This window comes from Stenotrophomonas sp. KH_036_B (assembly GCF_057839485.1).
The window spans coordinates 4366826-4390000 of sequence record NZ_CM174491.1 but is presented as its reverse complement, the minus strand read 5'-3'; the positions used below and the strand labels follow the sequence as shown (position 1 = coordinate 4390000).

General features: G+C 65.3%; 13 protein-coding genes and 2 rRNA genes (1 of these 15 running past the window's edge). 9 read left to right on the top strand and 6 right to left on the bottom strand.

Going from position 1 to position 23175, the window contains the following annotated elements; translation table 11 throughout:
* Nucleotides 1-2281: ribosomal RNA gene (locus AC3ITN_RS19365) — 23S ribosomal RNA — on the top strand (it extends 598 nt beyond the left edge of the window).
* Between the two features lie 169 nt (nt 2282-2450).
* Nucleotides 2451-2565, top strand: a 5S ribosomal RNA gene (gene rrf / locus AC3ITN_RS19360).
* 85 nt (nt 2566-2650) lie between these two features.
* Here rrf and AC3ITN_RS19355 read toward each other — a convergent pair.
* From AC3ITN_RS19355 to hemH, 3 genes are all read right to left on the bottom strand, one after another.
* Nucleotides 2651-4069 carry a hypothetical protein gene (locus tag AC3ITN_RS19355; protein WP_489391581.1) on the bottom strand — a complete coding sequence of 473 codons (1419 nt, stop codon included), beginning with the start codon at nt 4067-4069 and terminating at the stop codon, nt 2651-2653.
* Between the two features lie 74 nt (nt 4070-4143).
* Entirely contained in the window at nt 4144-4992 is an 849-nt protein-coding gene (locus AC3ITN_RS19350; protein ID WP_489391580.1) for an alpha/beta fold hydrolase, read from the bottom strand.
* The gene (gene hemH / locus AC3ITN_RS19345) at nt 4989-5951 is read right to left on the bottom strand and encodes a ferrochelatase (protein ID WP_489391579.1); all 963 of its coding nucleotides are present in this window, start codon (nt 5949-5951) and stop codon (nt 4989-4991) included. Before hemH ends, AC3ITN_RS19350 begins: the two co-directional genes overlap by 4 nt.
* A 145-nt stretch (nt 5952-6096) precedes the next feature.
* On the opposite strand from hemH, the gene AC3ITN_RS19340 reads away from it, so the two are divergent.
* From AC3ITN_RS19340 to tatC, 4 genes are all read left to right on the top strand, one after another.
* Nucleotides 6097-6984, top strand: coding sequence for a lipid-binding SYLF domain-containing protein (locus tag AC3ITN_RS19340; protein WP_489391578.1), 888 nt, complete (start codon nt 6097-6099; stop codon nt 6982-6984).
* 75 nt (nt 6985-7059) lie between these two features.
* Nucleotides 7060-7287: a Sec-independent protein translocase subunit TatA gene (gene tatA / locus AC3ITN_RS19335; protein WP_313347715.1), complete on the top strand. Its 228-nt coding sequence runs from the start codon at nt 7060-7062 to the stop codon at nt 7285-7287.
* 15 nt (nt 7288-7302) lie between these two features.
* Nucleotides 7303-7794 carry a Sec-independent protein translocase protein TatB gene (tatB, locus tag AC3ITN_RS19330; RefSeq protein WP_489391577.1) on the top strand — a complete coding sequence of 164 codons (492 nt, stop codon included), beginning with the start codon at nt 7303-7305 and terminating at the stop codon, nt 7792-7794.
* Complete coding sequence (gene tatC / locus AC3ITN_RS19325) at nt 7791-8540, top strand: twin-arginine translocase subunit TatC (RefSeq protein WP_313347713.1); 750 nt, start codon at nt 7791-7793, stop codon at nt 8538-8540. Before tatB ends, tatC begins: the two co-directional genes overlap by 4 nt.
* A gap of 738 nt (nt 8541-9278) precedes the next feature.
* Here tatC and AC3ITN_RS19320 read toward each other — a convergent pair.
* From AC3ITN_RS19320 to AC3ITN_RS19310, 3 genes are all read right to left on the bottom strand, one after another.
* Nucleotides 9279-10190, bottom strand: a complete 912-nt coding sequence (locus tag AC3ITN_RS19320; RefSeq protein ID WP_489391576.1) for a BPSS1780 family membrane protein — start codon at nt 10188-10190, stop codon at nt 9279-9281.
* 106 nt (nt 10191-10296) lie between these two features.
* Entirely contained in the window at nt 10297-11016 is a 720-nt protein-coding gene (locus tag AC3ITN_RS19315) for a glutamine amidotransferase (RefSeq protein WP_489391575.1), read from the bottom strand.
* Nucleotides 10988-12823 (bottom strand): GspE/PulE family protein, encoded by a 1836-nt coding sequence (locus AC3ITN_RS19310; RefSeq protein ID WP_489391574.1) that lies wholly within the window; start codon nt 12821-12823, stop codon nt 10988-10990. The genes AC3ITN_RS19315 and AC3ITN_RS19310 overlap by 29 nt, the downstream gene beginning before the upstream one ends.
* A 114-nt stretch (nt 12824-12937) precedes the next feature.
* On the opposite strand from AC3ITN_RS19310, the gene glyQ reads away from it, so the two are divergent.
* The 3 genes from glyQ to AC3ITN_RS19295 all read left to right on the top strand — a co-directional run bounded on the left by glyQ (nt 12938) and on the right by AC3ITN_RS19295 (nt 23159).
* Complete coding sequence (gene glyQ, locus AC3ITN_RS19305; protein ID WP_313347709.1) at nt 12938-13849, top strand: glycine--tRNA ligase subunit alpha; 912 nt, start codon at nt 12938-12940, stop codon at nt 13847-13849.
* Nucleotides 13846-15942, top strand: coding sequence for a glycine--tRNA ligase subunit beta (glyS, locus tag AC3ITN_RS19300; RefSeq protein WP_489391573.1), 2097 nt, complete (start codon nt 13846-13848; stop codon nt 15940-15942). The genes glyQ and glyS overlap by 4 nt, the downstream gene beginning before the upstream one ends.
* A 494-nt stretch (nt 15943-16436) precedes the next feature.
* Complete coding sequence (locus AC3ITN_RS19295; protein WP_489391572.1) at nt 16437-23159, top strand: hypothetical protein; 6723 nt, start codon at nt 16437-16439, stop codon at nt 23157-23159.
* Nucleotides 23160-23175: the final 16 nt, after the last annotated feature.

The window sequence follows — 23175 nt, the reverse complement described above, 5'->3', positions numbered from 1 at the left end:
GGGGAGGCGAAGGGAAACCGAGTCTGATAAGGGCGCATAGTCGCGGGCAGTAGACCCGAAACCGGGTGATCTAGTCATGGCCAGGGTGAAGGTGCCGTAACAGGTACTGGAGGCCCGAACCCACGTCTGTTGCAAAAGACGGGGATGAGCTGTGATTAGGAGTGAAAAGCTAATCGAACCCGGAGATAGCTGGTTCTCCTCGAAAGCTATTTAGGTAGCGCCTCATATGTATCCTCTCGGGGGTAGAGCACTGTTATGGCTAGGGGGTCATCGCGACTTACCAAACCATTGCAAACTCCGAATACCGAGACGGACTGTATGGGAGACACACGGCGGGTGCTAACGTCCGTCGTGAAAAGGGAAACAACCCAGACCCACAGCTAAGGTCCCAAATTCACTGCTAAGTGGAAAACCATGTGGAAAGGCACAGACAGCCAGGAGGTTGGCTTAGAAGCAGCCACCCTTTAAAGAAAGCGTAATAGCTCACTGGTCGAGTCGGTCTGCGGGGAAGATTTAACGGGGCTAAGCAGTGAACCGAAGCTTGGGGTGTGCATATTTATATGTACGCGGTAGAGGAGCGTTCCGTAAGCCGTTGAAGGTGGATTGAGAAGTCTGCTGGAGGTATCGGAAGTGCGAATGCTGACATGAGTAACGATAATGCGGGTGAAAAACCCGCACGCCGAAAGCCCAAGGTTTCCTTGCGCAACGTTAATCGGCGCAGGGTGAGTCGGCCCCTAAGGCGAGGACGAAAGTCGTAGTCGATGGGAAGCAGGTTAATATTCCTGCACCTCGCGTAAGTGCGATGGAGGGACGGAGAAGGTTAGGTGTACCCGGCGTTGGTTGTCCGGGGGAAAGGCGGTAGGTTTGGATCTTTGGCAAATCCGGGATCCTTTAAGACCGAGCACCGAGACGAGCCTTTAAGGCGAAGTCACTGATACCACGCTTCCAGGAAAAGCTCCTAAGCTTCAGCTTACGCAGACCGTACCGTAAACCGACACAGGTGGGTAGGATGAGAATTCTCAGGCGCTTGAGAGAACTCGGGTGAAGGAACTAGGCAACATGGCACCGTAACTTCGGGAGAAGGTGCGCCCTTTTTGGTGGCTCATGCGAGCTATAGCTGAAGAGGGCCGCAGAAACCAGGCCGCTGCGACTGTTTATCAAAAACACAGCACTCTGCAAACACGAAAGTGGACGTATAGGGTGTGACGCCTGCCCGGTGCTGGAAGGTTAATTGATGGGGTCAGCCGCAAGGCGAAGCTCTTGATCGAAGCCCCAGTAAACGGCGGCCGTAACTATAACGGTCCTAAGGTAGCGAAATTCCTTGTCGGGTAAGTTCCGACCTGCACGAATGGCGTAACGACAGCGGCGCTGTCTCCACCCGAGACTCAGTGAAATTGAAATCGCTGTGAAGATGCAGCGTTCCCGTGGCAAGACGGAAAGACCCCGTGAACCTTTACTATAGCTTTACACTGAACGTTGAGTTCGTCTGTGTAGGATAGGTGGGAGGCTATGAAACCATGGCGCTAGCTGTGGTGGAGCCAACCTTGAAATACCACCCTGTCGTGCTTGACGTTCTAACCTGGGCCCATTATCTGGGTCGGGGACCGTGTATGGTGGGTAGTTTGACTGGGGCGGTCTCCTCCTAAAGAGTAACGGAGGAGCTCGAAGGTACGCTCAGCGCGGTCGGACATCGCGCACTGTGTGCAAAGGCATAAGCGTGCTTGACTGCAAGATCGACGGATCAAGCAGGTAGGAAACTAGGACTTAGTGATCCGGTGGTTCTGTATGGAAGGGCCATCGCTCAACGGATAAAAGGTACTCCGGGGATAACAGGCTGATACCGCCCAAGAGTTCATATCGACGGCGGTGTTTGGCACCTCGATGTCGGCTCATCACATCCTGGGGCTGTAGTCGGTCCCAAGGGTATGGCTGTTCGCCATTTAAAGTGGTACGCGAGCTGGGTTCAGAACGTCGTGAGACAGTTCGGTCCCTATCTGCCATGGGCGTTGGAGATTTGAGAGGGGCTGCTCCTAGTACGAGAGGACCGGAGTGGACGAACCTCTGGTGTTCCGGTTGTCACGCCAGTGGCATTGCCGGGTAGCTATGTTCGGAAGCGATAACCGCTGAAAGCATCTAAGCGGGAAGCGCGCCTCAAGATGAGATCTCCCGGGGCACAAGCCCCCTGAAGGAACCATATAGACTATGTGGTTGATAGGTCAGGTGTGTAAGTACAGCAATGTATTGAGCTAACTGATACTAATGATCCGTGAGGCTTGACCATATAACCTCAAGTTGCCTTGGCCGACATGACATGTCGATAGATACCAAGTGCACGCTACGTCACAAGACCAAACGAGAGGCAGGCGCTCAGGCGCGTCTCTTTGTAAAGCCGGCACATCCGTGCCCGCTCCCTGCAAAGACACGCTCTGCGGCGACACTCCAAAAGCCTCCCTGGTGAAATTAGCGCTGTGGAACCACCCGATCCCATCCCGAACTCGGAAGTGAAACGCAGCTGCGCCGATGGTAGTGTGGCTCAAGCCATGCGAGAGTAGGTCATCGCCAGGGTTTATACCCAAAACCCCGCTGCTCACGCAGCGGGGTTTTTTCTTGTGTGCTGGCCAGCGGCCAGCACCTACCTGCGCGCACCCACCTACCAGAGGGGTGCGACTGCCCTGTGCAGAGCCTCGAACAGCGGGCGAAGGTCCTGCATGACGACGACGGCGGCTTGCTCGTCCAGCGTGTTCAGGGCGAGTTCGATCGTCCGCTGTTCTGCAGTGTTGGCGTCAAGGTTGAGTCTAGCCACGGCGTCTCTCAGCGCCTCACGCATGTGCGCCGGCAGGGGCTTGTCCAGACCGAAAGTGGCGGCGCGCTGGGGGCTGCAGATATGGTCGAGGTCCCTGCCGAGGGAGGCATGCACCACTGGCAGCAGCAGTTCCCTTGACCGCACTGTCGACATGGATGGGACGGCGCTCTGAACGCGTTCGCACATCGACGCCACGGCGTGGGTCTCCCATTCCAGCAGCGTCGCGCACCAACTGTCTGCCAACTGCTGCCTGGCCAGAAGTGCGTCGAGGTGCGTTTTTCGGCGCAGTGCCGAGGCATTGGGCCCCAACGCGGTGTCGCGGCCAAGCAATGCGCGCAGGACGAGGTCCTGGCCGCGGGGCGTCTGCGGCGCATCGGTTCCGGCATTGAACACGCTGACCAGGACAGGCTGTGGTTCCTGCCCCGGCATGGGTTGGAGCGGCGAAGGGTCGGCCGCGCGGGTTATCTCCTGCATGTGGGACAAGCGCGCTTCAAACGGTACCTTCAGGGCCTGCGCATGAAGCGCGTCAAACAGCGGGCGCAGCTCGTCGTTGCTCAGGACCTCGGCCGCCGGACGCGCCAGAACCGGAACCAGGCGGTCCCTCATCTCCAGGTCCTCGAGCGTTGCGCCTCGATACGTCGCTGCCTCGCCCATGATCTGTGTGTCCATGGCATGCACCAGTGCATCACGCATGGCATCAGGCAGGGGCATGTTCAGACCAAAGACCTCAACGCGATTCGCAAAGCGGCAAAAAACATCGGGCGGCCGGGCAAGGCACTCGTCCAACGATCTCAGAACCCGCATTCGACGTTCGTCGGTCAGCGGCGCGATTCTGGTGAGCTCGCCGCACAGCATCGTGTAGGCGTGGGTTGTCCACGCGTCACGCGCCGCGCTCCAGGCCTGCTCCAATGTCGTGCCACTGGCGGTGGCGACGCCCGCGGGCGATCCGGGCGCGGCGGGCGCCAACACGGAGGCCTGGTCGCTGATGCTGGCATGACGGATATCGAGTGTGCCCCCGCCCAGCAGCGTGTGTGATCGCGACGCGCGAGATGGTGCGTTGACAACACTCGTTGGCGCACTGCCTGGCCTCGCCGTGAGGTTGTTGCCCGCCAAGGCCTCCGGCGGTGCCGGTGCAGCGGACGCAGAGGAAGATCCCACCGGGTGTGCATACATGACCTGTTTCCCTTCGGCACCGTGCCGTCGACCGGGCTTGAGTGTCGACGGCGCAGCGCGCGCCCGTAAATGATCCGGGTCAAGGTTCGCCATGCGCATGCCAACCCCGTCACGACGCGTCCAGCGCGACCCGCAGCGCGGGCTGCCACTGGGATGGAACCGGTAGATCAGCCGTCCAGGAACGCGGTAATCACCTGGGCCACCTGCTGCGGATGTTCCATGTGCAGGTGATGGGTGCCGGGGAACACCGCAAGCCGACCGTCGCGCAGCAGGCGGATGCGATCGCTGCGCAACGGCTCGGGATAGTACGACTGCGCCGGTGATGCGTAGATCACCTGGGTGGGGCATTCGATGGCGGCGAGCAGATCGTCGATCTGGGCCTCGCTCATGCGCAGTGCGGTGGGCAGCATGAGGCGCTGATCGCTGCACCAGCTGAAGCCGCCCTCCACCGCCATGACGCCCCGTTCCACCAACAGGCGCGCGCACGGCTCGCTGAGCTGGTTGGCCATCATCCGCGCGCGGATCGGCGCGGCGAGGTCGGGGAACACACGCAGCCTCTTGCCCGGCAGGGCGCGCGCGGCGCGCACGTGTTCGCGAAGGCGCTGCGCGGTTTCATCTTCGGGGCCACGCAGGCCACCCAGGGCTTCGATGGCGATCAGGCGTTCGACACGTTCCGGCGCCGCCGCCGCGATGAGACTGGCGATGCCGGCGCCCATCGAATGGCCCAGCAGGGTGAAGCGCTCCCAGCCCAGCGCATCGGCCACGTCGAGCACGTGGCACAGCGCACCGGGGGTGTTGTACTGCGTGCCCGGCGGCAGGTGCGCGCTGTGGCCGTGCCCAGGCAGGTCGATGGCGACCAGCTCGCACTCGGGCAAGGCCGCCGCCAGCGGTACAAAGCTGGCCGCGTTGTCCAGCCAACCATGCAGGGCCAGCACGCGGGGACCGTTGCCGGCACCCGAGCGCAGCCCGGCGACAGGGCTGCCGGCAACCGGCAGCGAAAACGGCTGCAGGATCATGCGAGCGCGGCGATGCTCAACCGCGACAACGCCAGCGCGTGACCCGGAGCATCATTGAGGCAGGGGATGTAGCGCATCTGCGCGCCACGCGCGGCGACGGTTTCCGTGAAGCCCAATGCCACTTCTTCCAGCGTCTCCAGGCAGTCGGTGGCGAAGCCGGGGCAGACCACGTCGATGCGCTTGATGCCGCTCTCGGCCATCGCCCACAGGGTGGGTTCGGCGTAGGGCTGCAGCCACTTCTCGCGGCCGAAGCGCGACTGGTAGGTCAGCGCCCACGCATCGTCGTGGAGGCCAAGCGCCTGCGCGATGGCCTGCGCACTGGCCTGGCACCGCTGTGGATAAGGATCGCCAGCATCGGCCAAGCGCTGTGGAATGCCGTGGAAGGAGAACACCAGGCGCTCGCCGCGGCCGTGCTGCTGCCACCACGCGCGAATGCTGTCGGCCACCGCATTCACCCACTCCGGGTCCACGGCATAGTCGCGCACCAGGGTGACGGTGACGCCGGGATGCAGCGGCTGCCAGTCGCGGACCTGGTCTTCGATGGAGGCGGTGGTGGTGGTCGAATACTGCGGATACAGCGGCAACACCACGATACGGCGCATGCCCTCGGCGGCCAGCCGGTCGAGCTCGGCGGTCAGCGCAGGTGCGCCGTAGCGCATGGCGTGGCGCACCCGCAGGGTGGGCATGAGGCCTTGCATGGCCTCGGCCAGGCGGCGGGTGTAGACCATCAACGGCGAGCCGTCAGGAAGCCAGACCTGGGCGTACTTCGCCGCCGAGCGACCGCTGCGCAGGGGCAGGATCAGCCCATACAGCAGCGGCTTCCACAGCAGTGGCGGAATCGCGACCACGCGCGGGTCGCTGAGAAATTCAGCCAGGTAACGACGCACCGCCGGGGCGGTTGGCGTCTCGGGCGTGCCTAGATTGACCGCCAGCACGGCGGTGTCGGGTGCGTCGAGCATGTGGCCATTCTCGCAGGTCTGCGCGATTGTCGGGATGGAAACGACGGGAGCAGTAATCAATATGGTGAATGAAACGAGTAATACTCATTGCGGATTCATCGGAACCCCACTAATTTCGAGAAGTCTGTATCCCCCTGGAGTCTCCATGCGTCGCTTGAGCCTTGTACTGCTGATCTCCGCCAGCCTGCTGTCGACCCAGGCCATGGCCGGGCCCCAGGAGGACCAGCGTGCCCGCAACGCGGTGCGCGTGCTGAATGAAATCCAGGAAATCCCCGAGCAGGGCATTCCGGACAAATTGCTGGATGAAGGGCGTGCAATCGTCGTCATTCCTGACACGATCAAGGCAGGTCTGGTCATCGGTGGACGCCGCGGACATGGCCTGATGTCGGTCAAGAATGCCGACGGCAGCTGGTCCAACCCCGTGTTCATGAAGCTCACCGGCGGCAGCATCGGCTTCCAGGCCGGCGTGCAATCGTCCGACGTGGTGCTGGTCTTCCGCAATGACCGCAGCCTGGACAATCTCGTGAACGGCAAGTTCACCCTCGGTGCCGACGCGGGGGTGGCCGCGGGCCCGGTGGGCCGCAACGCCGCCGCCGCCACCGACGGCCAGCTGAAGGCCGAGATCTGGTCGTGGTCGCGCGCGCGCGGGTTGTTCGCCGGCGTGGCGCTGGATGGCGCGGTGCTGCAGATCGATGACGAGGCCAATCTGGACGCCTACGGCAGCAACACGACGCCGCGCATGGTGTTCGAAGGCCGGGTCGGCGAGCCGCCGTCGATGGATGTGGTCGCGTTCCGCGATCGCCTGGAAGAAGCCACCTATTCGGCCCGCGAGAAGCGTGGCACCCAGGGCAGCGCCCCGGTGGCGCGGGCGGCCACCCCGCCGCCGCCCGTGGCCGCACCGGTGGCTGAACAGGCGAACGGTGGTGCAATTACTGCCCCGCTGCAGGCGGTGCCGGCGCAACCGGCGGCCCACCAGGGTTTCCAGCCGGTGGGCGAAGGTGAAGTACGCACCGAATCGCTGGACGGCAACTGACTTTCGTCACGCGCGCCGCCTTACCGGCGGTGCGCTATGCTCAACCTCCTGACTACTAGGTATTGCGAGCAGCACATGGGCAGTATGAGCTTGTGGCATTGGGTGGTGGTGCTGGTCATCGTTCTGCTGGTGTTCGGCACCAAGAAGCTGACCAGTGGCGCCAAGGACCTTGGCAGTGCCGTCAAGGAATTCAAGAAAGGCATGCGCGACGAAGACAAGCCGACCGCGCACCTGAGCGATGAGTCGCGTCCGCAGGACCCGACGACGACATCGCAGAACGAACACGAGCGCGACCGGCGCTGACCGGGGCGGCTTGGCGTGTTCGATATCGGTTTCAGTGAACTGCTGGTCATCGCGGTGGTGGCCTTGGTTGTGCTCGGTCCCGAGCGGCTGCCCAAGGCGGCCCGCTTCGCGGGGCTGTGGGTACGCCGTGCGCGCAACCAGTGGGACTCGGTGAAGCAGGAGCTGGAGCGCGAGCTGCATGCCGACGAGATCAAGCGTCAGTTCCGCGATGCGCAGGACTCGGTGCGCGACACAGAGGCACAGTTGCGCGCCAGCGGTGAAGCGGTACGCCGCGAGGCCGAGCAGGTACGCGGGCAGGTGCAGGGCGACGGCGCGGCCTCCAGCGCCGCCGACGAACCGGTGATGACCGGACCCACGCCGGGTTCTCCGGCCAGTGTTGCCCAGCATGTGGTGGCCGCCGAGCCGGAACCGGACACGAGCGAGCCGCGTGATGCGATGGCCCCGCCCGGCATTGATGGCCAGGCGCCACGCGATCCGGTGTCGCCCCCGACGGAGGCACCGCGATGAGCGAACCCGACGTGCCCGAAAGCGGCCTGGTGGAACACCTGATCGAACTGCGCGCGCGTTTGATGCGTGGCCTGATCGGGCTGGGCGTGGTGCTGCTGGGGTTGATGCCGTTCTCGCGGCAGATCTACACCTGGCTGGCCGAGCCGCTGATTTCGCAGCTGCCGAACGGGCAGTCGATGATCGCCACCAATCCTGCGGGCGCGTTCTTCGCACCGCTGAAGCTGACCTTCTTCGTGGCGCTGTTCATCGCGGTGCCGTGGCTGCTGTACCAGCTGTGGTCGTTCGTGGCACCGGGTCTGTATGCGCGCGAGAAGCGCCTGGCGGTGCCGCTGCTGGCCTCGTCGGTGGTGCTGTTCTACACGGGCTGCGCGTTCGCCTACTTCCTGGTGCTGCCGGCGGTCTTCCACTTCCTGACCACGTTCCGCCCGGAGGTGATTGCGATCACGCCGGATGCGAATGCCTATCTGGATTTCGTGCTGGCGATCTTCTTCGCCTTCGGCAGCAGTTTCGAACTGCCGGTGGCGATGGTGATCCTGACCCTGCTCGGCTGGATCACTCCGCAGCAGTTCAAGGAAGGCCGTGGGTACGCGATCGTGGGCATCTTCGTGCTGGCCGCGGTGTTGACCCCGCCGGATGTGGTGTCGCAGTTGATGCTCGCCATCCCGATGTGCCTGCTCTACGAGATCGGTATCCACGCGGCGCGTTGGCTGGTGCCGGGTAAGGGTGGGGAGCAGCAGGCGTCGTGATGCGCGCGTGGTGTAGTTCGCGCTGAAAGCGGTGGTTTGGTTATTACGTGCTGGGGAGGCCGACGGGCAGCCTCGCTCCGGGACACGCCGTAAACCGCCCTCCGGGCCCCGGCCCAACCGCCAGCGGTCGTGCGTTCAGTCGCACGCGAGGCAGTGCCTCGCAAGCAGTGCTCCTTCACCCATGGGGGCTTGGCGAAAACTTGCGCGATTGCGCAATCCTGCGTAATCGGCAAGGCCGGGGTTGGGCGTCCTGCCCAACCCGTCCGGCGCATGCGCCGGACCCATGTTTTCGACAGTCCCTCCGGAGGCCACCCGCCGGCCTCCCCTCATGCATCTCGCGTGCGGAGGGATTGGTGGAGCAGCGACGCAGGGCGTCGCTCTACCGTCTCGATCCACTCCGTCCGCCACCGGGCGCTGGGCCGGTCATGGCGGTCCTTTGGGAACCGATCCCACCGGCGTCTGCGACGCTTTGGAACGACGGCGCGCAAGCGCGGTGCGTGCTCCCGTAGAGCGACGCCATGCGTCGCTGCTCTCCCTATCCGCAAACGCGATGTCTTAAGGGGCAGGGCGGCGGGTGGCCTCCGTAGGGACTGTCGAAAACATGGATGTTTTCGCCAAGCCCCCAAGGATGGGTTTACGGCGTGTCCCGGAGTGGGGCTACCCGCCGCCCTGCCCCAGCCCGTATCAACGAAACAGCTGCGGTCGCCGTAGCTCTAAAACCACCCCGCCCATCAACCCTCAAGCCGCGAAAATATTCCCCGGGCCGTTGGACGGCGGGACCGGTGGCGGCGCGGCGCGGCCGCGGTGGGCGAACATCTGCTTCCAGGCCGCGTATACCGCGCCCACATACAGCGGCATGATCACCGTGGCCATGGCCAGCTGCATCACGAATGCCGCCGCGCCCATGCCGCCGACCAACAGCGCCAACTGCATCATGATCGCCACCAGGAAGTAGATGCACATCGCCGCGATCAGCCCGAGCAGCATGAATACCGCCATCGCACCGAAGTTCCGGATACAGCCCTGCAGACTCATGCGCAGCGCATGCATGCCGCTCTGGTGGTCGAACACCACCAGCGCCGGCTGCGTGAACATCGCCATGCTCAGCGCCACGAACGTGACGAACGCAAGCAGCATCCACACCAGGATGCGCACCACCGGCACACCCGTCATCAACGCCAGCGTCTGCTCATTGCTCGGCGTCGCCCCGGACTGCTGCAGCTCCTGCATCTTGCGGAACATATCGGCCGACGCCGTCAGACCCTCCGCCCCCAGCATCACGTACAGCAGCGTACCCAGCACGATGATCGCGATCAGCTGGATCGCCAGCGGCACCAGCAGGTGGGTGACGCGCCGGTCGCGGATCGGCTGCAGCAGATGCACCGGCGACGCCCGGTGGCCCTGATCCACCTCGCTCATCGCGCACAGCATCCCGCCGAACACCAGCGGACCGACCGCTACCGACACCAGCTGTCCCAGCACCCCGAGCCAGCTGGGCAGCGCCTGCGCCAGGACCAGGATCAGCGAGCTGACCAGCATGCCGATCACGCCCAGTACCGCCAGCTGCAGCGGCGCACGGCGATACAGGGAAAACGCGTCCAACAGCCATTGGGCGCCCGCCGAGGCGGGCAGCTTGCGAATGTCGCTCATACCATTCCGGAACAGGGGAGGAGGGGCGCGCACGCCCCGAATCGAATCGATTATCCCTGTTTTCCGCGCCCACCACCTGAAGGAACCGACGCTTCGGCAGCGCCCCTCAGCTGTTGCGCGCCTGGCGCACGAAGCGGCGCAGCAACTGGCGCGCCAGCGGGGCGGCGCTGACGTCGCGGGCCACCGTTCGTGCGCAGCCGCCGTGGCGGCCGATGCAGTCGGCGCGGGCGCGGACGTAGCCGCGCATGTGGTGCGTGGCGAACTCCGGGTGGAACTGCACGCCCCAGGCATGGCGGCCCCAGCGGAAGGCGTGGCAGTTGTCCTGCGCCGAGCGCGCCAGGATCGCCGCGCCGTCGGGCGCGCGCAGCACCGTCTGCAGGTGGGTGGCGTGGGCCGGAAAGCGCGCCGGCAGGCCGGCGAACAACGGGTCGTCAACCGCCGAAGGCTCCAGCGCCAGCTCGATCGTGCCCGACTCGCGGCCGGCCGGGTTGTAGGCCACTTCGCCGCCCAGCGCGTGCGCCAGCAGCTGATGCCCGTAGCAGATGCCGAACACCGGGCGGTCGTCGTGCGCCGCGTCGCGCAGCCACTGCGCGCTGCGCTCGCTCCAGTCCGCGCGGTCGGTGACGTAGGCCGCCGAGCCGCTGATGATCACCCCGGCGAAATCGCGCGGGTCGGGCAGCTGGCCGCCGTGCTCCACATCGACCACCACCGTCTCGTCGGCATCCAGCCCCGCGGCGACCCGGATCCAGTGCGGAAACCGACCGTACCGGCGCAGCGAGGCGACCGGTTGGCCGGTTTCAAGAATCAGGAAGGGGGCGCGGTTCATCGGGGGGAGGCAGTACGGTCAGGACTTCCTCGATTGTAGTCAGCCCTGCCGCCACCTTTTCAAGTCCCGCGCGGCGCAGGGTTCGTACCCCTTCAGCACGGGCAGCCTGGCTGAAACCGGCCAGATCCATGTCCGCCCGGATCAGCCTGCGCAGGCGCGAGCCCAATGGCAGCAGCTCATACAGGCCTACCCGGCCCAGGTAGCCGGTGCGCCGGCAGTCGATGCATCCGGCCGGTGCATATGGCGTGGGCGACTCTGGTAATGCTTCATCGGCATCAGCCAGCACCGCCCATTGGGCGCCGCTGAGCACCGTGGGCACCTTGCAGTGCGGGCACAGGGTGCGGACCAGGCGCTGGGCCAGTACCCCGTTGAGGGTGCTCGCCAGCAGGTAATGCGGCACGCCCAGGTCGAGCAGGCGGGTGATCGCCGAGGGGGCGTCGTTGGTATGCAGCGTGGACAGCACCAAGTGGCCGGTCAGCGAGGCCTGCACCGCCATCTGCGCCGTCTCCAGGTCGCGGATTTCGCCGATCATGATGATGTCCGGGTCCTGCCGCAGCAGCGTGCGCACGCCGGCGGCGAAGTCCAGGTCGATGTTGGTCTGCACCTGCATCTGGTTGAACTCGGGCGCGATCATCTCGATCGGGTCCTCCACCGTGCAGACGTTGACGTCCGGCGTGGCCAGCCGCTTCAGCGTCGAATACAGCGTGGTGGTCTTGCCCGAGCCGGTGGGGCCGGTGACCAGCACGATGCCGTGCGGCCGCTCCACCAGCGCCGTCCAGCCGGCCGCCTCCTGGGGGCTGAAGCCGAGCTGGTCGATGGTCTTGAACGCCGCGTCCGGATCGAAGATGCGCATCACGCACTTCTCGCCGAAGGCCGTGGGCATGGTCGAGAGGCGCATTTCGACCTCGCGCCCACCCGGCGAGCGGGTCTTGATGCGGCCATCCTGCGGGCGCCGGCGCTCGGCCAGGTCCATGCGGCCCAGCACCTTGATGCGGCTGACCACGGCGGTCATCACCGCCGGGGGGACCTCGAACACCTTGTGCAGCACCCCGTCGATGCGGAAGCGCATGCGTCCCATGTCGCGGCGCGGCTCCAGGTGGATGTCCGAGGCGCGCTGTTCGAACGCGTACTGCAGCAGCCAGTCGACGATATGCACCACGTGCTGGTCGTCGGCATTCACGTCGCCGGCGCGGCCCAGCTCCACCAGCTGCTCGAAGCTGGGCAGGGTGCCGCTGGGTTCGCTGCGGACATCGCCGCGTGCACCGCGCACCGAGCGGGTCACCCCGTAGAACTCCATCGTGTAGCGATGCAGGTCCAGCGGGTTGACCATGGCCAGCTCGATCCGGCGCCGGGTCAGGTGCTGCAGATCGAGCAGCCACTCCTGGGCCAGCGGCTCGCTGGTGGCCACCAGCAGGCGTTCGCTGTCCACGGCCAGCGGCAGGAAACGGTGGCGGCGGGCATAGGCATGCGAGACCAGCGCGGTCACCGCCGACACGTCCACGCGGGTGGGATCGATGCGCAGGTAGCGGGTGCCGGTGCGGGTGGACAGCCACTCGGTCAGCCGCTCCAGGCCCAGCTCGCCGCCGCCGGTGGCGGCCAGTTTCAGGTTGGCCAGCAGCACCAGCGGGTGCACTTCGCTGGCATTGCGCGCGCCCTGGCCGGAAAACCGGATGCGTTCCAGGTCCGTCGCCGCGACCAGGCCGTCGGCGACCAGCGCGGCGGCGACCTGTTCGAAGACCAGCCGGCCCGGCGGCAGGGGCCCCGGAGCAGCAGCGGGGGCGAGCGTTGCCGGTGAGCGGTGTTCCATGGCGCCAGAATCCTCGGAGCGGCAGCTGCACGGCGTGATGGCGGTTGCCTGGAATGCCGGCGCGCGGTCCGTCGCTATACTAGCGCACCCCCTGAGCAGGCAAGACTCCGCCGCATGGCCGCCACGAAGAACGTTCCGATCACTTTCCAGGGCCTGATCCAGACCCTCAACCAGTATTGGGCGCAGCAGGGCTGCGTGCTGATCCAGCCGCTGGACCTGGAGGTCGGTGCGGGCACCTTCCACCCGGCCACCTTCCTGCGCTCGATCGGCCCGGAAAGCTGGAATGCGGCGTACGTGCAGCCGTCGCGTCGTCCCACCGACGGCCGCTACGGCGAGAACCCGAACCGCCTGCAGCGCTATTACCAGTACCAGGTGGCGATGAAGCCCAGCCCGGACAACATCCAGCAGCTGTACCTGGATTCGCTCAAGGCGCTGGGTATCGACCCGCTGGTGCACGACCTGCGGTTCGTCGAAGACAACTGGGAATCGCCCACGCTGGGCGCCTGGGGCCTGGGCTGGGAAGTGTGGCTCAACGGCATGGAAGTCACCCAGTTCACCTACTTCCAGCAGGCCGGTGGCCTGGAGTGCAGGCCGGTGCTGGGCGAGATCACCTATGGTCTCGAGCGCCTGTGCATGTACCTGCAGAACTGCGACAACGTCTATGACCTGGTCTGGACCTACGGTCCGGATGGCACGCCGGTGACCTACGGCGATGTGTACCTGCAGAACGAAGTCGAGCAGAGCACCTACAACTTCGAATATGCCGACGTGGAAGAACTGTTCCACCGCTTCGACGCGTGCGAGAAGGAAGCGCAGAAGCTGGTCGAGGTGGGCCTGCCACTGCCAGCCTACGAGCAGGTGTGCAAGGCCAGCCATTCGTTCAACCTGCTGGACGCGCGCCGCGCGATCAGCGTCACCGAGCGCCAGCGCTACATCCTGCGCGTGCGCGCGCTGGCCCAGGCGGTGGCAAAACTGTATGAAGCCAAGCGCATCGAAGCGGTGGCCGCCAAGGAGGTGCAGGCATGAGCACGATGCTGCCGCTGCTGATCGAACTGGGTACCGAAGAGCTGCCCGTGAAGGCGCTGCCGGGCCTGGCCCAGGCGTTCTTCGATGGCGTCGTGGACGGCCTGGCCAAGCGTGGCGTGGCCGTGGACCGCGGCGATGCCAAGCCCCTGTCCACCCCGCGCCGCCTGGCGGTGCTGCTGCCCGGCGTGGCCGTGGAGCAGCCCGAGCAGAACGGTGAAGTGCTGGGCCCGTACCTGAACATCGCGCTGGACGCCGATGGCCAGCCGACCAAGGCACTGCAGGGTTTCGCGGCCAAGGCCGGGATCGACTGGACCGCGCTGGAGCGCACCCGCGATGCCAAGGGCGAGCGCTTCGTACACCGTTCGGTGACCCCGGGCGCGCGCACCGCCGCGCTGCTGCCGGAGATCCTGGCCGAGGCCATCGCCGCCATGCCGATTCCCAAGCCGATGCGCTGGGGCAGCCACGCCTATGGGTTCGCCCGCCCGGTGCACTGGCTGGTGCTGCTGCACGGCAAGGATGTGATCGAAGCCGAGCTGCTGGGCCTGACCTCCGACCGGATGAGCCGCGGCCATCGCTTCATGCACGACAAGACCGTGTGGCTGTCCTCGCCGGACGACTACGTGAGCTCGCTGCAGGCCGCCTACGTGCTGGTGGACGCCGACGCGCGCCGCACGCGCATCGTGGAGGCGGTGAATGCCGAAGCCGCCAAGGCCGGTGGCCAGGCGCGCATCACCGACGACAACCTGGAACAGGTGGTCAACCTGGTCGAATGGCCGGCGCCGGTGCTGTGCAGTTTCGAACGCGAGTTCCTGGCGGTACCGCAGGAAGCGTTGATCGAGACCATGGAGATCAACCAGAAGTTCTTCCCGGTGCTGGACACCAACGGCAAGCTGACCGAGAAGTTCATCGGCATCGCGAACATCGAGTCGAAGGATGTGGCCGAAGTGGCCAAGGGCTACGAGCGGGTGATCCGCCCGCGCTTCTCCGACGCCAAGTTCTTCTTCGATGAAGATCTCAAGCAGGGTCTGGAGTCGATGGGGGACGGGCTGAAGACCGTTACCTACCAGGCCAAGCTCGGCAGCGTGGCCGACAAGGTCGCGCGCGTGGTCGCGCTGGCCGAGGCGATCGCCCCGCAGGTGGGTGCCGACCCGGTGCTGGCCAAGCGCGCGGCGGTGCTGGCCAAGAATGACCTGCAGTCGCGCATGGTCAACGAATTCCCCGAACTGCAGGGCATCGCGGGTCGCCACTATGCCGTGACCGGTGGCGAATCGCCGGAGGTGGCGCTGGCCATCGACGAGGCCTACCAGCCGCGCTTCGGTGGCGATGACATCGCGCTGTCCGCGCTGGGCAAGGTGCTGGCCATCGCCGAGCGCGTGGACACGCTGGCGGGCGGTTTCGCCGCCGGCCTCAAGCCGACCGGCAACAAGGACCCGTTCGCGCTGCGCCGCAACGCGCTGGGCCTGGCCCGCACCATCATCGAGTCGGGCTTCGACCTGGACCTGCGCGCGCTGCTGGGTGCGGCGCTGGCCGGGCTGCCGGCCGCCGTGCAGCCCAGTGCCGAGCGCAAGACCGAGGCGCTGCCGCAGGAGCTGTATGACTTCATCATCGACCGCCTGCGCGGCTACTACGCCGACAAGGGCGTGCCGGCCACCCACTTCAACGCGGTAGCCGAGCTGAAGCCGGCGTCGCTGTACGACGTCGACCGCCGCATCGAGGCCATCGGCATCTTCGCCGCCCTGCCCGAGGCCGAGGCACTGGCCGCGGCGAACAAGCGCATCCGCAACATCCTGCGCAAGGCCGAGGGCGAGATTCCGGGCATGGTCGATCCGGCACTGCTGGTCGAGCCGGCCGAGAGCGAACTGGCCGAAGCCGTGGAAGCTGCCATCGACGACAGCAATGCCAGCCTGCATCAGAAGGATTACGTCAGCGTGCTGGCCCGCCTTGCCCGCCTGCGGGCGCAGGTGGATGCGTTCTTCGACGCAGTCATGGTCAATGCCGACGATCCGGCGCTGCGGGGCAACCGCCTGGCGCTGCTCAAGCGCCTGGGTGACCGACTGGGTAGCGTGGCGGCGATCGAGCATCTGTCGAGCTGACGCGAACGCACGCAATCGTTGCTGAAGTCCTTGAAGCGCCCGGCATGTCCGGGCGCTTTTTTGTTGCGCATTCGACACGTGCAAGCGAAATGCAGTGCAACGACTCTGAATATTGATTGAGCGAGTAGCAGCAAAAGAAAAAAACGATCAATTTCTGAAATCGGTCGCGACTGGGAGAACACGATGATCGGGACGCATCCCGACAGCGACGCAGCTGCGCTCGCTCACCCTCCCTTTCCGGAAAGCCAATCGAAATGCCGACGCCATCATCTGCTGCCCAGCTCGTTTCCTCCTCCCACAGCAAGCGGAACGAAGGTGGAGCGGTTGATGTCCCGCCGGACGCTGGCGCAGCTGCCGCCCACCGGGGGAGACCCTTCCATGGGCCGGAGGGAATGGTCAATGCCTCACTGTGCATGCAGGTCGGCGTGCGCAAAGCGCATGGGTCCATGGCGGGATTCCCTCCGATACCACTGGATCTTGAAGAGCAGGCGGTCATGAAAGCCATCCTTGCCTGTGGATTTGACCGGGCGGCCCAGGTTGCAGCGTTGATGCAGCGCGACCTCGATGCGGCCTCAGGGCCGGCGTCCGATCCGGACTCCCGCGCAGCGATCACCCGCTACTACCGCGCGCTGATGGAGCATCGCTCGGCGGATCCAGATGTCCTCACTGCATTCCTCTCCAACGCCACCAGTGCGGTGCTCAACCGCACGATAATGGCCTTGCTGTCCACGCTCGGGCATTGGCCCGCGGCGCTCCTGACGGGCAAACAGATCGGCTTCTCGCTCTACGAGCGCAACTGGAGCAGCGTTGCTTGGTCGCTCGCGTCATTGACGCCGCTGCTCCCCGCAGTAAGGAGCTGGGAGGTGCTTGAGCAGCTTATCCAGTCCCTCCCCGCCGAGGTCCTCGGCGCGCTGGAGACGATGCACCACTGGATCGAGGAGAAAGACCAGTCGCAGTCGTTGCCGCTGAATATCACGCAGATCTGGATGGCATTGCCCGTAGCGGCGCTGCTGTGGGGCGTGCAATCCCGGTTGCCACGCCCCCAGCGCGCACTTACCGGCCTGGGGAGATTCGTGGCCGCATTGCCCGACCACTGGCGCACGTTGTCGGGTCTCAACAGCACGGGCGGTGCGCTGTTTGCCCCCGTGGTCGAAAGCGGAGAGGCAGAACTGACGTCCCGCCGTGTGAAGCTCACCCCAGAGCAGAAAGAGGCGCGGATTGACCACCAGAAAGGACTCAATGCCGTCGCAGCCGAGAACAGGGCGGCCAGGGACGGCGTCAGGACGGGCGTCATTGTCCCGAGCTGGTGCGACGTCCCACAAGAGGAGTGGATGACGCCGGGAAAACCGAGCGCAGGCGGCCCAATCGCCGTCCTTCCCCCGGCCGAGGTGGTACTCCCGCCCGACACCGATACCACCTCGGCAGGCACGCGGCGGCAAGGCAGTGGGCTGTCCTGGCTGGTCGGAGCCTTCACCGCCCTGTTCAGCGCCGCGCGCGCGTCCGGTACAGCACTGGAGGAGCAGGCGGGAACCGAGATGCGGGACATGGGCAGCTCGTTGCTGCGGGACGTGGAGGCAAACGTGGAGCCGGATGGCACGGACGTGACCGCTGACGCTGTGCTCAGTGCCACCACTGGGATGTTCAGTGCGGTGTCAGCGAGAGTGAAACGCAATCCGGTTGCCGCAACGGTGGTTGCCGTCGGCAGCGTGCTGAGCGCTGCGGCGGCAGGGGTCAGCTACCTTTTCCGCACCCCGCCCCACTCCGATGGCGACGCTCGGGCGCAGGTTGAACGGCTCGCCGGCGAGATGTACGCGGACACCGAGGGCAGGTGGGCCACCGGTCTTGCGCTCCTTCTTGGCCCGCTGGAGGAGGACCAACCGGGTCGCCAGCGGCGCGACGTCGCCGGCAGCGGCGCCAACACTCCACCCGCAGCGCGAGACCCCGCAACGCTGGGGCTGACACAGGAGCAGCTGGACGGGGTCCTCGATGACGCCACCCTGCTTGAAGAAACCCTCGCATACCGGCTGTGGACCAGGGAGGTGATGAAGGACGTTGCGACGCAACCTGGCTGGGAGTGGATCGCTGCGCTGCATGGCTCGGAGATGGAAGCGCTCGCCTTCGACATGCATGAGCTGCGTCAACTGGGGGATGAGCTGGCACCGCTGGACACCATCGCCCCCTCAGCGATGGACACGGCACTACAGTCGGCCGGCTGGCGTGGACCCTGGAATACCATCGAGGTGCAGGTGCGGCAGCAGAAGGACGGCACGTTCGTCCACGGAACGCTGGTGGATGATCGCGTGCCGCTGCTGGAATATTGCGTGGCGCGCGCCGACACGACCCCGTATGCGCGGACGTTCCTGCGTGACGGGGTCGCGGTGGACCGGTCAGAGGCTGCGGTGCTGGAGAACTTCGTGACCGGCAACGCATGTCGCTCGCTGGGCGCCACCATTGCCTCGAACGTGGAGTCGCTCCGGCCCACGGTGGAGAAGGCGCTGCTGCTCCAGCTGCGCATCGACGCCCTCAGAGCCAAGGCGGAGGGCACGCTGGGGAGCGGATCCAGCCAGCTGCGCGGTGCCGAGATCGTGCTGGGGTTCCTGAATGGTGCACGCGACGTGGAGTGGTCGTCGCTGCGCTACGCCGACCGGCTGACCAATGGCAAAGAAGTGAAGATCGAGGTCCCCAACTACCTGGTCCTGCGCAGCACCAGCGACGACGAAGCGCTCAACGGACAGGTGGTGCTGTACCGCGCGGACCATGCAACGTTCCATGTATTCCACGATGAAACGCGCTTCCGCGAGTTCATGACTGCCACCAACGCAAAGCGCGACATGTTCGTCGCCGGCAGTGACGTTGACCACACCCTGGCCCAGGACATCGTCAACGCCGCACCGCGCGAGCTGCGCCAGGAGCTGCGCGAGCGCGTGCAGGAATGGCCCGCCCGGTTTACCTACTTCCAGGCAGGCCACGCTTCGCCGGTAGGCTTCAACCCGAACGATAGTTTCGTGCTGGACTTCAACACCCCGACCGACAACGCGCGCGCGCTGGAACACTGGGTGGACCGCCTGCTCGTACACATGGTGGACGCGCAGCAGGAGCACCAGGACAACAACCTGTGGCGCTGGAGTCCGCTCGGCATTGCCAACGTCAACGCGCAGGCCCGTTACAACCACCTGCACGACACCGTGCTGTCCTCGCTGTCGAAGCATTCGGAGCCGGCCGCCAGCAAAGAGATCGTGAACACGCTGGCAACCTACGCCATCAAGCTCCCACAGGGCTTCAACGCCAGCAATGTGTACATGGACATCGGGGGCAATGAAATGTCGCTGACCGACTGGGCGAGCAATGGGTTCCAGGCCACCCAGCTGAGCCGCCCCTGGATGCCCGAGCAGGCACGGGATGGCATCCTGGACGTGGAAGGCGGGCCGAACCTGCGCATGGAGCAGAAGCCGTGGCCAAGCGACGACGAACTGGACGGGATCCGCATCGAAGCCCGGCATCCCGATGGCCGCGTTGACCAGGTCACCACGGACATCCTGCAGGAGGACACCGCGCTGCGCGCCGTGTTCTCCGTGCTGGAGGACTTCGCCGACTCCAACCGCCTGGCGGAGGACTACAAGCGCTATCTGGACGCGCTGCCCAACACCCGCCCGGGTCGGGATTTTATTGATGCCCTGGCCAGCCAGATCCGCCTCCGCCTTGACTGGATGATCGAAGAGGCGGGGCGCCATGGTGTGATCAGCGAAGACGAACTCCGGGCGCTGCGCGTTGCGTTCGCGCGTATCGACGACCGCCCATCGAGCCTGCAGACGGTGACCATCAAGGACGAGCCGATTACAGGCCTCTGGGCCATCGAGGCAGACGGTGCTGCTTTTGTGTTTCTGCCCGATACCAGTACCGGCGACCTGGTCCTGCGCCACGACGCGTTCCTGGACTGGTTGAAGCGATCGGAAGCAGAAGCGTACATCCGCGCCCGTACGTTGTACGAGTTCCACGAAAAGACCGCCGGAGCGTTCACCCACAGCAGCACGCCCGGCGGATTTTCCGTGGGCTTTGCACGGACCCAAGGGCCGGGCGACGCGGCACGCGTGCTGATCGAGGGCCGCATTGCCGATGTGGACGAGATCACCGTCAGCAAGCTGGAGCGTATGGTCGAGGCGCTTAAACTGGTCGGTGCGATCGGGGTCGGCCTGGTCTGCACGCTCGCCACGGGCGGTCTGGGGGCAGCTGCATGCGCGGCCGGCAGCCTCGCCCTGGTAGCGGCGGAGGTAGGCGAGGCCGCGCGCCTGCTGAGGCAGGGTGACCGCGATGGCGCCGCTGCGATGATTGCCGGGATCGTGGTGGACCTGATCGATATCGCGGAAATCGCACGCATCCCCAAGCTGCTGTTCCAGTTGAACCGCGGCGCGTTCAAGAGTGTGAGGGAGGCGGCCACCGCGGTGGTGCAGTGGAAGCTGCAGCGGCGGGCATTTACCCCGGAGGCGGCTGTCAACGACGCGTTCGCGCGCCCGCGTACGGAACTTGCCGACCTGCCCATGCTGGGCGGCCGGCAGCAGGGCGGTGCCCAGCTGTACCAGCAGGGCAACAGGCACTACATCAAGCAGGAAAACAGCTTCGTGGAGGTCTCCACCGACGCCGATGGCACGCTGCGCCTGCGCGATCCGGACGACAGCGCCGCCGTGGGTGCGCCGGTGGAATTCCGCAACGGCCGCTGGCAGCGCAATGACGAGCCGCCCACCGTTCGCGGTGCCACCACGCCGCACAACCGGCCGGGCTCGCCGGACTGGGCCAAGAATGCCCTGGAGAAGGCCGAGCTGCTGCCGCCTGCGCGGCAGAGCGAGCTGGAAGCCATGTTTGGTCATCTCACGCTGAGGCAGCCGAACGCCCAGGTGCAGGCGGCCGTCGACAAATACCTGATGGAGCTGCGGATCGCGGAGATCGTCGAGAACCCTGGTTCGCTGGGGCTCCCTGGCGACGAAGTAGTGATCATGCGGGCCTGGGCCGACAGTGAAAAGCTGGGCAACGGCAAGGGCGTTGTGACCTATACGATCGTCGGGCGCGAGTGGACCCAGCTGGCGCGCTTCGGCAACGGCAACCCAGGGCTGCATGTAAAGGTAAAGAACCCGAGGGACCTGCCTACCCTGGAGAAGATGATTGCCTCCGCGGACCAGGACGCACTGCTGCGCCGCCTCGGGCTGCCGCCGGAAGCAGACGACGCCACGCTTGCCAAGGCCGTGCGTGCGGAGCTGGCGCGCACGATTGGCGCCAACCCGACGCAGAGCCTGCAAAGCTGGCAGCGCTGGCTCACCCTGCAGCACCACCTGCCCACCGCAGCCGACAATCTGGTCAAGCACTACCGCGACCTTACCAAGGCCGAGGCCGAGGAACTGGTGAACAGCGCCACGCTGCAGCAGAAGTACCAGTTGGAATCCTGGGAGTTTCCGCCGGAAATCCACACGGCAGTGTCCAATGTGCTGGCCAACCGGGCGCAGAGCCAGCAGCGTGAGGCCATCATCCAGGGCAACGTGCACACCCTCGCGCAGGTCAACGAGCTCGGCATCCACCTGAAGACGGTCCTGCCGGGCCGGGATGTAAGGGCCATCAGCATCGAGGGTGACCGCATCGAACTGCTGCTGACCGCGTCCAACCCGGACGTGCCGGCGGTCAAGCTGTTCTTTGCCGGCAGCGCTGGCCAGCTTCCCACCGACGCCAGTGGCAAGGTGTACGCGACCTGGCAGGAGGGCATATTCGAGCAGCTGACGCCTGCCGAGCGGACATCGATGCTGGGCAGGTCCGGGGGGCTTGCGGAGCCGACCGACCTGCGCCGCGCGGTGCTGGACGACATGAAGAACTCGCCGATCGTGGCCGTATGCAGTTTGCCGAGGGCGCCGGGTGGGCGGGCCAAGCGCGCGGACGACTGCGGGCCGGTACCGGCTGATCCTTTCCTTCCGTCCATCTCGATCTCCCCCCAGGAAAGGGCGGTGCGTGATGCGGTGACCCAGTTGATGGACACGACCCACGCCTCGCTCAAGAGGAAAGACCTCTACTACTCGGCTGAAAAGGTGGAGTTTGACGCCCTGAACAAGCAGGCGGCGGACCTGAGAAAGCTGAAGGCTGACCAGCGCAAGGGGATCAGGATGGACGAGACGGTGGAGGAAATGGACGACACCGCCGCCGCACGCCTGAAGGAACTGGAAAAGCGGTCGTTTGGTGACTTGGACAGCTTCGACATCGGCAACGTGGCAGGCTATACGGTGTCGGATATCACCTACGACGGGCAGCGGCTGGAACTGCCGTCTACGTTCCCGCTGAAGGCTACGGCGCTCAGTGGCAATGGACGGCCGCTGCTGGGAACAGACGGGGTACTGCCCGGCGCGCCCACCCGATACGTACTGGTGCCTGACACGGAGGCCTTCAATGTTCCACAGGTGTCTGCTCAATACCATGAATATTACGCAGGGGGCAGCGATCTTGGGCCCGTCACGGGCCGGTACTTTGAAGAAGGCCAAGCGTCAAAGTTGATCATCCTGAAGGAAGCGGATCTGGTTGTCACAGTACCCGGCCCCAAGGGAACCAAGCGGGTCAAAACCCCGATCCATCTCCTCACCGACGATCAGATCCTTCTGCTGAGCAATGCCGACTATTCGTCCGAGCTGCGAAAGCTGTTCGGCGATTCCGGGCTGCTGCCGGCCAATGTCAGGACATGGAAGGCGGGCGTCCCTTACCGCATGTACCAGATCCGCTCGTGCAGCGAAGGCAAGATTCTCGATGCCTTCTACCGCGCGGTGGGCCAGGCGGTGCCCGCGTTGAACGCTGTCCTGTGGCGTCCCACTGGCGTGACGATCGACGGGCTCGGTGGCACCCTCAACATCGTGTCGGAAATGAACCCGTGCACGCGAAGCTGCGATCGACGGCTCAATGAGATGATCGCCCGCATGCCCGGTATGCAGGTCAAGGTCTTCTACCGCTTTGAAAACAACCCCGAGAGAACCGCTTGGTGGCGGGCCAGAAAGGTGGATGTCATCTTCAACAAGAACAGGGAAAGTTGGGAAAAGGCTGGAAAGACCGAGGCAGAAATGAGAAAACTGGCCGACACCGAGTGGACCACACTGTTCGCCGACGCCAAAGGCAAGAAGACCTGGGTCGACGAGTTCCTGGTGAAGCACCCTCCCAAGCAGCCCGTTCCCAAGCTGTGGGAACCGCAGCTGCCCGTTTGAGACTGACATGCCCATT

Excerpts from the sequence above, each read along its gene's own strand:
- AC3ITN_RS19320 (WP_489391576.1), bottom strand. The coding sequence starts at position 10,190 with ATGAGCGACATTCGCAAGCTGCCCGCCTCGGCGGGCGCCCAATGGCTG.
- hemH (WP_489391579.1), bottom strand. The coding sequence starts at position 5,951 with ATGCTCGACGCACCCGACACCGCCGTGCTGGCGGTCAATCTAGGCACG.
- glyQ (WP_313347709.1), top strand. The coding sequence starts at position 12,938 with ATGGCCGCCACGAAGAACGTTCCGATCACTTTCCAGGGCCTGATCCAG.
- AC3ITN_RS19315 (WP_489391575.1), bottom strand. The coding sequence starts at position 11,016 with ATGAACCGCGCCCCCTTCCTGATTCTTGAAACCGGCCAACCGGTCGCC.
- tatA (WP_313347715.1), top strand. The coding sequence starts at position 7,060 with ATGGGCAGTATGAGCTTGTGGCATTGGGTGGTGGTGCTGGTCATCGTT.
- AC3ITN_RS19350 (WP_489391580.1), bottom strand. The coding sequence starts at position 4,992 with ATGATCCTGCAGCCGTTTTCGCTGCCGGTTGCCGGCAGCCCTGTCGCC.
- AC3ITN_RS19340 (WP_489391578.1), top strand. The coding sequence starts at position 6,097 with ATGCGTCGCTTGAGCCTTGTACTGCTGATCTCCGCCAGCCTGCTGTCG.
- glyS (WP_489391573.1), top strand. The coding sequence starts at position 13,846 with ATGAGCACGATGCTGCCGCTGCTGATCGAACTGGGTACCGAAGAGCTG.
- AC3ITN_RS19310 (WP_489391574.1), bottom strand. The coding sequence starts at position 12,823 with ATGGAACACCGCTCACCGGCAACGCTCGCCCCCGCTGCTGCTCCGGGG.
- tatC (WP_313347713.1), top strand. The coding sequence starts at position 7,791 with ATGAGCGAACCCGACGTGCCCGAAAGCGGCCTGGTGGAACACCTGATC.
- AC3ITN_RS19295 (WP_489391572.1), top strand. The coding sequence starts at position 16,437 with ATGAAAGCCATCCTTGCCTGTGGATTTGACCGGGCGGCCCAGGTTGCA.
- AC3ITN_RS19355 (WP_489391581.1), bottom strand. The coding sequence starts at position 4,069 with ATGGCGAACCTTGACCCGGATCATTTACGGGCGCGCGCTGCGCCGTCG.